Origin of the sequence: Collinsella sp. TF12-2AT, from assembly GCF_003436735.1 — a bacterium.
Classification (GTDB): Bacteria; Actinomycetota; Coriobacteriia; order Coriobacteriales; family Coriobacteriaceae; genus Collinsella.
On record NZ_QSQK01000004.1, the window covers coordinates 1 to 12,146 of the forward strand.

The window sequence follows — 12,146 nt, forward strand, 5'->3', positions numbered from 1 at the left end:
ACCATGGTCGTGGGCATCGTCGGCGCGTTCTTCGGCGTGCTGGCGTAAGGGCCCGGCTGCATAGACTGTCATTGCAACCTGGTAAGGGGATGGAGCGGGCCTATGCCCTCCATCCCCTTACTTGTATAGAGGGAGTTCGTATGTTCGCGAAGGATCGCGAAGCAATGCGCCTGACGCCGGCAGAAGTCAGGCTGATTCTTATTGAGTCTCTGCAATGGTGCGCCAACAACGCGGTGTACTTTTTAGGGCTTATCGGCGCGGCGACGTATGATCTGGCTGGCACGGCCTTTTTGGTTGCTGCCATTACGCTCGTACGCAATCTTATGACGTCGGCGGGCAATATGGTGTCGGGCTCGGTCATCGACCGTTTTGGACCGCGCCGGACGTCGTTTGTGACGTGCGTGATTACGGCGGTGCTATCGCTTGGCGTGGGGTTGGCGCCGTTGTCTGTCCCCGGGCTTGTGTTTGCCGCGTGCGTCTTGGGGCTTGCGGGCGGCTTTATCAACACCTGCACGCATGCGTTTCCGGGCTATCTTGAATCGACCACCGAGGGCCGCACCCGCGTGAACGGCCTGATGGTCTTCTATAGCAATATCGCCTATACCGCCGGCCCGCTGCTCGGCGGCGCCATCGTGAGCTGTTTTGCCACGCAGTCTGTTTACCTGCTCATGGCGGGCATGATGGGTGTGGCGGCCGTGCTCTCCTTGGGCTGTCACGAGTGTGTTGCTCCCGCAAAAGGGGAAAAGCCGAAGGGCGGTATTCTGGGCGGCATGGCCGAGGGCGCGCGACTTACGTTTCGCGACCACGACCTGCGCCTCATCTTTATCTCGGGCTTTTTGGGTTTCTTTGCGTTTGGCGCGTTCGATTCGCTGGAGTCGTTGTTCTATCGCGATGTGCTCAACGTGGATATCGTCTGGCTGGGCTGGCTGTCCTCGGTCGTGGGCCTCACTTCCTCGGTGGGCGCGTTCATCCTGACCAAGCTTTCTGCCCGCCATGTCAACCTGCGATTGCTGCTCGGCGCGCTCATGGCCGTGGGCATTGGGTCCATGGTGTACGTGGGCACCGATATGCTGGGGGTCGCGATTATCGGTCAGGCGATTAACGGTCTGGCCTGGGGATTCCTGGAACCGCTGCAGATGATCTTGATTCAGGAGCGCGCTGACATCAAATACCTGGGGCGCATTACCGGCTTTGTGCGTTTTGGCCTGATGAGCGCCGGCGTGCTGCCGCTGCTGGCGGCTCCGTTTTTGGCGGAGGCTTTGGGTGTCCAGACGGTACTGTTTGGGGCATCGACCATTATTGCGCTGGTAGGAACGCTGTTCTTTGTCACACAAGGGAGGCGCCAGAGGCGTTAGCTATACATTCAATTCTAATTTAATACCACTCACCAGAGAATTTCGACCGTTCACCGAGGATTGGAGCAGATTGATAAGTGGTATTAAAAACACATTAGGTGTATGTCTATAATTGGTATCGAAAAGAAACGCGATGTATAGAGTTGCGTGCAGGACAGAAAGGAAAAGCCATGAAGGAAACCGAGAAGATCGAGATCATGCACTTTAGCCAGGAGGGCTACGTCGAGGACGGCAAGAACGTCTACGAGACCGGCAAGAAGATGATTGAGCTCGCCGACAAGGTCGCCGACGAGGGCTACGACGCCGTGTTCCTGATGGGCGTCGGCGGCACCTGGGACGAGCTCATGCAGCTCGAGTACCTCATGAACAAGTTCGGCGACCGCGACCTCGAGGTCTACCTGATCCACGCCGCCGAGTGGAACGTCATGGGCCACAAGCGCATGACCGAGAAGTCCGTCGTGCTCACCGCCTCCGAGTCCGGCACTACCCCCGAGGTCCTCGAGGCCGTCAAGAAGATGAAGGAAAAGGGCATTCGCGTCTACGCCATGACCAAGCCCGAGGGCCCCATTGGCCAGGCTGTCGGCGCCGAGAATTGCGTCAAGATGGCTTCCGATCATGGTAACGGTGGCTGCGAGATGGGCTACTACCTCGCCGACTGCTTCGGCCTGCGCCTGCTCAATCGCCGTGGCTGCTTCCCGCAGTTCGATAAGTTTATTGAGCAGACCAAGGACGTTTGGACCCACCTGGTCGACATCCGCAAGAGCTTCGAGCCGCGCGCCGAGGAGCTCGCCAAGAAGTACGCCCTGGCCCCCTACACCATGTTCATCGGCTCCGGCGCCCTGTGGGGCGAGACCATCCTGTTCTCGATGTGCATCCTCGAGGAGATGCAGTGGAAGCGCACCCGCTACATCACCTCGGCCGACTTCTTCCACGGCACCCTCGAGCTCGTGGAGCCTGGCGTCCCCGTGTTCCTGTTCATGGGTGAGGACGAGAACCGCAAGCTCGACGAGCGCGTCCGCGCGTTCCTGACCCGCGGCGTGACCGGCGACACCGACATCAACATCATCGACACCGCCGAGTTCGCGATCCCCGGCCTTGACGACGAGTTCCGCGCCATCGTCTCCCCGTGGATCCTCTCCTCGCTGATCACCGATCGCCTTGCCGCTTACTACGAGACGGTCACCAAGCACAACCTCAACTACCGTCGCTACTATCACCAGTTCGACTACTAAGAGCAAATAACGTTTGTGTAATCGGGCCTCGCTCCTATATGGAACGGGGCCTCGCTTGGGTTGGAGAGTAATTATGAGCTATCCCCAGCTTGCCGTCATGAATATCAGCCATCGTTATTTTGACCTTGAGGAGTTCTTTTCTTCGGCGTCGGCTTCGGGCTACACGTGTTGCGAGCTTTGGACCGGGGCGATGCATCTGTATGTCGATTGCCATGGATACGATTCGCTCGAGCAGGTGCGGGAGCTATCACAGCGGTATGGGGTTCGGATTGTGGGGCTTTGTCCCGAACAGAACAATCCCAAGCCGTGGAATATCGCGGCGCGCGGGAATGAGGCGCGCGCTCGCACGCTCGCGTACTTTAAGAACGTTGTGGATATCGCGGCGGAACTTGGAGCCGAGCAGGTCATGGTCTCGAGCGGCTGGGCATTTTTGAACGAGCCGATCGAGGATGCGTGGGGTCGCAGCGCCTCGATGCTGCGTGCGATTGCCGAGCATGCGGGAGAGCGCGGCGTGCGACTGGTGCTCGAGGCCCTACAGCCGGTTGAGTCGATGATCGTGAACTCGGCGGCCGACACGAAGCGCATGATCGAGGCAGTTGATCATCCGGCACTTAAGGCGTGTCTGGATTTGGGCGCTATGGCGGTGGCAGGGGATACCATCGACGATTATTTCGATCTGCTTGGCGATGATGTCGCCCACGTGCATTTTGTCGATGTTGCGGCAGACGGCACGACGCATCTTGCTTGGGGTGACGGCGACCGCGATATGCGCGCCGACCTAGATAGGCTGGTGGCGCGCGGCTATCGCGGAGTTGTTTCGGCCGAGACCTATGACTGGCGCTATTTTGCCAATCCCGCGGCAGCCGACGCTCAGGTTATGGCGGAGTACCGACGCGCGATTGGCGCCTAAGTGGGACAGGGCGCCGAGTTGGCGTTTGACGCTTTTTGAGAAACGGGACGTGCTTTCCGCTTGAGGCTTCTGGCGGAAAGCACGTCCCAGAACAGGCGCTCAGAATGGGACACACTTTCCGCTGAGGACCTCAACCGGAAACCGCATCCCAGTTTTTGGCTGGCGGGCGGGACGCGCTTTCCCCTATGTTTCCAAATGAATACGCTGTGAGCCGAGGAAGACGATTCTCCCCGCAAACACTCTAGTATGCTAAAGTACCCAGAAGATCGGCGGAGCTATGCCGGTCTTCTGTTCTATATGAAACACAGCATGAGGAGGCTCATCAGATGACGGCCACACCGTGGGGATTCCGGGACATATTGCCCGAGGAGGCTCAGGCGCGCGAGGAGATTGCGCTGACGGTGAAGGGCTGCTTCAGGGAGCATCATTACCTTCCGGTCGAGACGCCGCTACTCGAGGACAAGGGTTCGCTCGAGGAAGGCGGCCGTATTGCGGACACGCCGTTTAAGCTCTTTGATGACGACGGTCGCCTGCTGGTGGTCCGTCCCGACAACACGCTGCCGATCGTGCGCTTGGTTTCGACCCGCATGCACGCGGCCGATCTGCCGCTGCGTCTGCGCTACGAGGCGCCGGTGGTCCGCGAGTGCCAGCGCAATGCCGGTGGCTCGCGTCAGTTTACGCAGTTGGGTTTTGAGCTCATCGGTGCGGGAGATACCGCGGGCGATGTTGAGATTGTCTCGCTCGTTGCCGAGGCCGTACGCGAGCTGGCACTTCCCGGTGCACACATTATCGCAGGCAGCGTGCGTCCGTTTAAGGAATTGCTCGCGGTATGCGAGGATCGTGAGCTGGCTGCCGAGGCTCTGCGCTGCGTGCATGCCAACGACTTTGTGGGCCTCGATGCCCGCGTGGCAGCAAGCGTCGAGTCCGATGCCGTCAAGGCTGCCATTAGCGAGCTGCCGCGCCTGCACGGTGGTGCCGAGGTGCTCGACCGTGTGGATGCGCTACTGGCGGCTGCCGGTATCGCTGCGCCGCTCACGCGCGAACTGCGTGCCCTGGTTGAGGGCCTGGCACCCGAGGACGCCCAGGTGCTGTCGTTCGACTTCTCTATCATGAACTCTTTCGATTACTACACGGGCCTGGTCTTTAAGGCTTATGCCGGCGGACTGCCCGATCCGGTCGGTTCGGGCGGACGCTATGACTCCATCTTTACCGGCGCATTTGGCGACGGTATCGAGGTGCCGGCGGCGGGCTTCGCCTTTTCGCTCGAGCGCCTGGAGGCCGCGCGCACCTCGGCCGAGGATGCCGCTTCCGACGGCGATCACGCCGCGGGCCGTGGCGCCGAGGGCCCGCTGCGCATCGCCGTGCCCAAGGGCTCGCTTAAGGCCGACACGCTCGACGTGCTCGAGGCCGCGGGCCTGGATGTCTCTGAGCTGCGTGACCCCGGCCGTCATCTAATCGTGCGCGGCCGCGACACGCGTGCCGACGAGGGCACGGTCGGCGATATCGAGTTTGTCATCGTGCGCCCCAGCGATGCGCCCGCCTTTGTGGGCTGCGGCGGCGCCGACTGCGGCATCTGCGGTTGGGACTCGCTCATCGAGGCAGACCTTAACCTGCTGCAGCTGGTCGACCTGGGCTATGGCCTGTGCACGTTTATCGAGGCGGAGCCCGCAGGGCGCGCCGGCCAGGCCGAGCGCAACTATGCCCGTCGCGGGTCGCTTCGCGTGGCCACCAAGTACCCGCGCATCGCGAGTGCCTGGTATGCCGAGCGCGGCGTGAACGCCGACATCGTTTCGCTGCACGGCAACATCGAGCTGGGCCCCATCGTCGGCATGACCGATCGCATCGTGGATATTACCGCCACGGGCGCCACGCTGCGCGACAACGACCTGGTCATCACCGGTCGCATCATGGACTGCACGGCCCGCTTCTTTGTCAACCCGGGTGCCGCGCGCCTTGATCCGCGCGTACGCAATCTGGCAGATCGCCTGGCCGCGGCCGTTAAGGACAAGCATTTTGAGCCCGTCGCGGGCTCGGCACAATAGCGCGAGCGCGCACGGGCGCCCCAACGTACGGGCTGCGGGCCGATTGGCGCCGCCGCCCGGTCTCTCGTTTTTCGAACATAACCTCGACCGATAGGGGATACCGATATGAAGACCATCAAACTTGCTCCCGGTGAGCGCCTCGTTACCAACCAACTCAACCGTAAGGGCGTGCTGCCGCAAAACATCGTCGACGCCGCCCGCGATATCGTGGCCAACGTGCGCGCCAATGGCGATGCCGCGGTGCGCGACTACTGTCGGCGTTTTGACGGCGTTGAGCTGCAGAGCTTCCGTCTGCCGCAAGAGCAGATCGATGCCGCGCTCGAAGGCCTCGATCCGGCCTTTGTCGCCGCGCTCGAGAAGGCCGCGCGCCAGATTCGCGAGTTCCACCAGCGCGAGGTCGAACAGAGCTGGTTTACCACGCGCCCGGACGGCACGATGCTCGGCGTTAAGGTGACCCCGCTCGCGGCGGCTGGCATCTATGTGCCGGGCGGTCGCGCGCAGTATCCCTCCACGGTGCTCATGAATGCCATTCCCGCCAAGGTTGCCGGCGTCAAGCGCGTGGTTATGGTGACCCCGCCGCAAAAAGACGGCCTGATCAGCCCCTACACGCTCGCCGCGGCAAAGCTCGGCGGCGTGGACGAAATCTATATGGTGGGCGGCGCCCAGGCCGTGGCCGCGCTGGCATACGGTACCGAGACCATTCCGCGTGTCGATAAAATCACCGGTCCGGGCAACGCCTTTGTCGCCGCGGCCAAGCAGATTGTCTCGGGCGACGTGGGAATCGACATGGTCGCTGGCCCCTCCGAGGTCTGCGTACTGGCCGATGCCACGGCCAAGCCCATGGTGGTCGCGGCAGACCTGATGGCCCAGGCCGAGCACGATCCGCTGGCAGCCTGCTATCTGGTGACTTGCGACGAGCAGTTTGCGCGCGAGGTCGAGGCTGGTATCGACATTCTGGTGGCGCAGTCGCCGCGTGCCGAGATCACGCGCGCCTCGCTCGACAACGAAGGCACCATCGTGGTGGTCGCCGATATGGCTGCCGCCGTCGAGGCCGTGAACACCGTGGCGCCCGAGCACCTGGAGCTGCACTGCAAGGATGCGATGGGCCTGCTTGGCGGCATTCGCAACGCCGGCGCCATCTTTGTGGGCGCTTGGAGCTCCGAGCCGCTTGGCGATTATGTTGCCGGCCCCAACCACACGCTGCCGACCGGCGGCACGGCCATGTTCTCCAACCCGCTTTCGGTCGAAGAGTTCGTTAAGCGCTCGAGTGTCATTTGCTATACACCCGAGGGCCTGCTCTCCGACGCTCCCGCCACACAGCGTTTAGCCGAGGCCGAGGGTCTGTGGGCACACGCGCTTTCCGCCGCTCTGCGTCGCCGCGTGCTGGAACAAGGCGAGGATGCCGTGAGCGTCGAGTCGCTGGCCGCGGCCGACCTGACCAAGGTTGCCTGGCCGGGCGATACGACCGCGACGGTTGCCGAGGGCGTGGACCTGGCGGCAGCAGGCGCAGATGGCGCTGGCGTGGCTGGCGAGGAGGCCTAACATGGCCGAGCTGACGCCTCGCATGAAGGAGCTCGTCCAGCCCTACTTGGCCGGCATTGAGCCCTATGATCCCAACTTTACGCCCACGCGCATCAACCTTTCGGCCAACGAGAACACCTATCCCGTGCCGGCCGGCGTGCGCGAGGCGGTCGACGCCGCCCTGGCTGCCACGCCGCTCAACCGCTATCCCGATCCCATGTCCAACGATCTGCGCGACGAGCTTGCTGCCTGGCATGGCGTGACGCGCGAGAGCATCTGCGTGGGAAACGGCGGCGACGAGCTGCTCTATAACTATCTGCTGGCGTTTGGTGGCGCGGGGAGGACCCTGCTCAACTGCCCGCCGTGCTTTAGCGAGTATGCGTTCTTTGCGTCTCTGTGCCAGACCGAGGTGCGCGACGTGTGGCGCGACCCGGCGACCTTTGAGCTCGACCAGGCAGCCGTGCTTGCGGCGGCACCCGAGTGCAACCTGGCCATCGTGACCTCGCCCAATAACCCCACGGGCGACGTGGCACCGCTCGACTTTGTCGCAGCGCTGTGCGATGCGTGCCCCGGCATGGTCATGGTCGACGAGGCCTACGTTGAGTTTGCCGACGATTCGTTTGGCGCGGCCACCACGGCGCAAGGCCTTATCGCCGAGCATCCCAACCTGGTGATTCTACATACGCTGTCCAAGGCGTTTGGCGCCGCCGGCACGCGTCTGGGCTATGTGATTGCGGCACCCGAGGTCGTCGACGTGTTCGCGGCGATTCGCCAGATCTATTCGGTCAACGTGCTGAGCCAGGCCGCCGCGCTTGCCTGCGTGCGTGCCCGTGATGCCTACACGCCCGTGGTGGCGCAGGCCGCATCCGAGCGCGAGCGCGAGCTGTGCGCCCTGCGCGCAATGGCTGCCGAGGGCCTGCCCGTGGAGGTATGGCCGAGCGCGGCGAACTTTGTGCTCGTGCGCACGCCGCATGCCACGCGCGTGCGCGAGCGTCTGCGCGACGAGTATTCAATTTTGGTGCGCGACTTTAGCTACGCGCCGGGGCTCGCGGACTGCCTGCGCATTACCGTGGGTACCCCGCAAGAAAACGACGAGGTACTGGTTGCGTTTGCCGCGCTGGTGAAGGAGGAGATGTAGATGGGCCGTTATGCCGAGGTGACCCGCAAGACGGGGGAGACCGACATTGTCGTAAAGCTCGACCTGGACGGATCTGGCGTGTGCGATATCTCGACCGGCGTGCCGTTTTTCGACCACATGCTCAACGCCTTTGGCCGCCATGGTTTGTTCGATCTGACGGTGCACGCGGTGGGCGACGTTGAGGTCGACGCGCACCACACCGTCGAGGACACGGGCATTGTGCTGGGCGAGGCGTTTTGCCACGCGCTGGGCGACAAGGCGGGTATTACGCGCTTTGCCGACGCGGCGATTGCCATGGACGAGACGCTCGTGATGGCCGCCGTGGACATTTCGGGTCGCGGCCAGGCCTATTGCGAGCTGCCCGTGCCGACCGAGCGCGTGGGCAGTTTTGATACCGAGCTGGCCGTTGAGTTCTTCTATGCCTTTGCGCGCGATGCCAAGCTCACGCTGCACGTGCGCGAGTTGGCGGGCGGCAACTCGCATCACATTATCGAGGCCGCCTTTAAGGCCGTGGGCCGCACGATGCGCCGTGCCTGCGAGCTCGATCCCCGCGTGCAGGGCATCCCCAGCACCAAGGGCTCGCTGTAACCGTCACAAGGGTAAAACCACCACGAAGATGCCTGTCCCCTTTGTGGTGGTTTTGGATGATGAGAAGTGGAGGGGTCGCGTGGGCGAACCGAAGATCGTGGTGGTCGACTACCACAAGGGTAACTTGTCGAGCGTCGTGCGCGGGCTTGCGCGCGCCGGTGCCGCCGCCTGCACGTCGGACGATCCGGAGCAGATCCGCAACGCGGACGGCCTGGTCATCCCGGGCGTGGGCGCGTTCTATGACGCGATCGCCTTTATGCGTCAGAGCGGCGAGGCGGACGCGGTGCTCGATGCCGTTGCCGCCGGAACTCCGCTGCTCGGCATCTGCCTGGGCCTTCAATTATTTTTTGAGCGCGGCAACGAGGGCGTGCCGGCGGACGAGGGTGCGGACGCGGAGGACGATGCCTCCGAGCAGGCCGGTGGCCCCTGGGTCGATGGCCTGGGCATCATGCGCGGCTCGTGCACGCGCCTGGAGTCGAGCCGTCTGAAGGTCCCGCACGTGGGCTGGGACCAGGTGCGCATGACGCCCGCCGGTGCGGCCGATCCGTTGCTTGCCGGTTTTGCCGAGGGCGCCAACATGTATTTCACTCACAGCTACGCGGTGGCCGACGACGTCGATGCCGCCGATGTGTTGGCGCGCACGCACTATACACGGAGCTTCCCGTGCATCGTGCGCCACGGCAACGTGTGGGGCTGCCAGTTCCATCCCGAGAAATCCTCTGCGCTGGGTCAGCGCATCCTTAAGAACTTCGTGAGCATCGTCGAGGGGGCCGGCCGATGATTCTGTTTCCCGCAATCGATTTGATCGGCGGCAAGGTCGTGCGCCTGGAGCGCGGCGACCGGAGCCGCTGTAAGGTGTATTCTGACGACCCCGTGGCCGTTGCCCGCTCCTTTGCCGAGCAGGGCGCGAGCTGGGTGCACGTCGTCGACCTGTCCGCTGCCTTTGGCGAGGACGAGGACGCGTGCGCTGCCAACTCGGCAGCGATTAAGGCCATCTGCGGCGTCGACGGTCTGTCCGCGGACGTGGGCGGCGGCGTTCGTTCGCTCGCGCGCATCGACGAGCTGGCCGGCTACGGCGCGCGTCGCATCGCGCTAGGCACGGTGCTCGTGACCGAGCCGGGATTTGCCGAGGTGGCGGCGCAAGGCTTTGGCGAGTTACTGGTGGCAGACATTGCCGCCCGTGACGGCCAGGTCAAGGTGAATGGTTGGCGCGACGGCGCGGGTGTGGCGCTCGACGACGCCGTGGCGCAGCTCACCGAGCTGGGCTTTAAGCATCTGGTGTATACCGACATCGCGCGCGATGGCATGCAGACGGGCATCGACGTGGCGGCGTATCGCCATGTGGCCGAGGTCGCGGGCTTTCCCGTCGTGGCTTCGGGCGGCATCTCGACGCTCGACGATATCCGCGCACTGGCCGCGGTGGGCGAGGATGCCATCGAGGGTGCCATTACCGGTCGTGCGCTCTACGAGGGCAACTTTACGCTGGCCCAGGCGTTGGCCGCCGCCCGAGGGAAGGAGTAGCCCATGCTTGCCAAACGCGTGATTCCCTGTCTGGATGTTAAGGACGGCCGCGTGGTCAAGGGCGTCAACTTTGTGAGCCTGCGCGATGCGGGCGATCCGGTGGAGCTGGCGCGCGCCTACGACCGCGAGGGTGCAGACGAGGTCGTCTTCCTGGACATTACCGCGACGAGCGACAACCGCGCGACGACCATCGAGATGGCGGCGCACGCGGCCGAGGAGCTCGTTATTCCCTATACCGTGGGCGGCGGTTTCCGCGACTTGGCGGGCATGCGAACCATGGTTGCCGCCGGTGCCGACAAGGTGTCGCTTAACTCTGCCGCCGTGCGCGATCCGTCGTTGATCAGCCAGGCCGCCGCGGCGTTTGGCAGCCAGGCCGTGGTCGTGGCGATTGATGCCAAGCGCGTGGGCCTGCCCGGTCAGCCGGATGCCGACAAGTGGGAGGTCTTCACGGCGGGCGGTCGCAACGCCACGGGTATCGATGCGGTGGCGTGGGCCGAGGAAGCGGCTCGTCGCGGCGCCGGTGAGATCTTGCTCACCAGCATGGATCGCGACGGCACCAAGGCTGGCTTCGACCTGGCACTCACCCGCGCCGTGGCGCGCGCGGTGCCGATCCCGGTGATCGCAAGCGGCGGCGTGGGCACGCTCGAGCATTTTGCCGAGGGCGTGATCGAGGGCGAGGCCGATGCCGTGCTGGCGGCCAGCGTCTTTCACTTTGGAACTTTCAGCATTCGCCAGGTGAAGGAGTATATGGCCAGCCAAGGCATCCCTGTGAGGCTGGACTTCTAGTGCTGCGGCTTGCCCAGGCACCGCATCTTGCCGCTCAAACCGTCGCTCGCGTACCAAAGTACGCGTCGCTCCTCTTTCGCGACAACCTGCGGCACCTGGACAACCCTCGCCGACCTGCGATGTTTACGGTAATTACTTGGGAGAAATGATGACTGAGGTAATAGAAGCGTCTGATCTTACGTACGACGCCCGCGGGCTGATTCCTTGTGTGGTTCAGCAGCATGACACCGGTGAGGTGCTTATGGTTGCTTGGATGAACGAGGAATCGGTGGGGCTGACGCTCAAGACCGGGACCACGTGGTTTTGGAGTCGCAGCCGTCAGGAGCTCTGGAACAAGGGCGCGACGAGTGGCAACATGCAGGAGGTCAAGGAGCTCTGGGCCGACTGCGATAGCGATACGCTGCTGGTCAAGGTGGACTCACCGGGCCCGGCCTGCCATACCGGCAACCGTACCTGCTTCTTTAAGCGCGTGGAAGGGGGAGTGCGATGAAAGTCGTGACGCCGTTCGAGGTCGCCGAATGCAACACCGAGCTCCTCCGCGCGGGCGTGCCATGCCGCGTGCACCTGACTGATGCCTGCGGGGCGCAGTCGCTTTGGCTCGAGGCCGAGAAGGAAAGGCTCGATGAGGCCCATGCCGTCATCGTCGAGTTCTTTGAGAAAAAGGGCGCAAAGCCTCGGTTCGATGAGGCCGGTACCTACTTTACGCTGCAGTAACGAGAGGAAATAACCATGGGAGTCAGAACAGCTAACGTGCAGCCGGGAAACATCGGTGAGACGCTGACGGGACTGGCCGAGGTGATTCACAGTCGTCGCGACGCATCGCCGCAGGAGAGCTATACCGCGCGTCTGCTGACCGACGTCGAGGACGAGCTTCTCAAGAAGCTTGCCGAGGAGGCGAGCGAGGTGATCATGGCCTGCAAGGATAACGACCACGATCACATCCGCTACGAGGCCGGCGACCTGATCTACCACCTGCTCGTGACGCTCGAGCGCTACGGCATCACCCTCGACGAACTGGCCGGCGAACTCAACGCCCGCCGCCACTAGTCATTG

At 63.4% G+C, this 12,146-nt stretch carries 13 protein-coding genes; all 13 read left to right on the top strand.

Translation table 11 applies throughout. The features are described 5' to 3' along the window. The first annotated feature begins 140 nt into the window (after window positions 1–140). The 13 genes from DXD24_RS03790 to hisE all read left to right on the top strand — a co-directional run bounded on the left by DXD24_RS03790 (window position 141) and on the right by hisE (window position 12,140). Complete coding sequence (locus DXD24_RS03790; protein WP_195241124.1) at window positions 141–1,355, top strand: MFS transporter; 1,215 nt, start codon at window positions 141–143, stop codon at window positions 1,353–1,355. A gap of 170 nt (window positions 1,356–1,525) precedes the next feature. After that, complete coding sequence (locus DXD24_RS03795) at window positions 1,526–2,587, top strand: SIS domain-containing protein (RefSeq protein ID WP_117646200.1); 1,062 nt, start codon at window positions 1,526–1,528, stop codon at window positions 2,585–2,587. Window positions 2,588–2,660: 73 nt separating this feature from the next. Further along, complete coding sequence (locus tag DXD24_RS03800; protein ID WP_117646201.1) at window positions 2,661–3,497, top strand: sugar phosphate isomerase/epimerase; 837 nt, start codon at window positions 2,661–2,663, stop codon at window positions 3,495–3,497. A 326-nt stretch (window positions 3,498–3,823) separates the two neighbouring features. Continuing rightward, complete coding sequence (gene hisG / locus DXD24_RS03805; protein WP_117646202.1) at window positions 3,824–5,539, top strand: ATP phosphoribosyltransferase; 1,716 nt, start codon at window positions 3,824–3,826, stop codon at window positions 5,537–5,539. Window positions 5,540–5,644: 105 nt separating this feature from the next. Continuing rightward, window positions 5,645–7,081 (top strand): histidinol dehydrogenase, encoded by a 1,437-nt coding sequence (gene hisD, locus DXD24_RS03810; RefSeq protein WP_117646203.1) that lies wholly within the window; start codon window positions 5,645–5,647, stop codon window positions 7,079–7,081. 1 nt (window position 7,082) lies between these two features. Continuing rightward, window positions 7,083–8,198 carry a histidinol-phosphate transaminase gene (hisC, locus tag DXD24_RS03815; RefSeq protein ID WP_199407976.1) on the top strand — a complete coding sequence of 372 codons (1,116 nt, stop codon included), beginning with the start codon at window positions 7,083–7,085 and terminating at the stop codon, window positions 8,196–8,198. Next, window positions 8,199–8,786, top strand: a complete 588-nt coding sequence (gene hisB, locus DXD24_RS03820) for an imidazoleglycerol-phosphate dehydratase HisB (RefSeq protein WP_117646205.1) — start codon at window positions 8,199–8,201, stop codon at window positions 8,784–8,786. It abuts the gene before it with no gap. Between the two features lie 79 nt (window positions 8,787–8,865). Further along, on the top strand, window positions 8,866–9,567 hold the full coding sequence (locus DXD24_RS03825) for an imidazole glycerol phosphate synthase subunit HisH (RefSeq protein WP_233502317.1): 702 nt from the start codon (window positions 8,866–8,868) through the stop codon (window positions 9,565–9,567). Beyond that, on the top strand, window positions 9,564–10,307 hold the full coding sequence (locus DXD24_RS03830) for a HisA/HisF-related TIM barrel protein (protein ID WP_117646207.1): 744 nt from the start codon (window positions 9,564–9,566) through the stop codon (window positions 10,305–10,307). The genes DXD24_RS03825 and DXD24_RS03830 overlap by 4 nt, the downstream gene beginning before the upstream one ends. Window positions 10,308–10,310: 3 nt before the next feature. Further along, window positions 10,311–11,093 carry an imidazole glycerol phosphate synthase subunit HisF gene (gene hisF / locus DXD24_RS03835; RefSeq protein ID WP_089573592.1) on the top strand — a complete coding sequence of 261 codons (783 nt, stop codon included), beginning with the start codon at window positions 10,311–10,313 and terminating at the stop codon, window positions 11,091–11,093. Between the two features lie 148 nt (window positions 11,094–11,241). Then, window positions 11,242–11,583, top strand: coding sequence for a phosphoribosyl-AMP cyclohydrolase (gene hisI, locus DXD24_RS03840; RefSeq protein ID WP_117646208.1), 342 nt, complete (start codon window positions 11,242–11,244; stop codon window positions 11,581–11,583). Continuing rightward, the gene (locus DXD24_RS03845) at window positions 11,580–11,807 is read left to right on the top strand and encodes a hypothetical protein (protein ID WP_089573590.1); all 228 of its coding nucleotides are present in this window, start codon (window positions 11,580–11,582) and stop codon (window positions 11,805–11,807) included. The genes hisI and DXD24_RS03845 overlap by 4 nt, the downstream gene beginning before the upstream one ends. 15 nt (window positions 11,808–11,822) lie before the next feature. Further along, on the top strand, window positions 11,823–12,140 hold the full coding sequence (gene hisE, locus DXD24_RS03850; RefSeq protein ID WP_117646209.1) for a phosphoribosyl-ATP diphosphatase: 318 nt from the start codon (window positions 11,823–11,825) through the stop codon (window positions 12,138–12,140). Window positions 12,141–12,146: the final 6 nt, after the last annotated feature.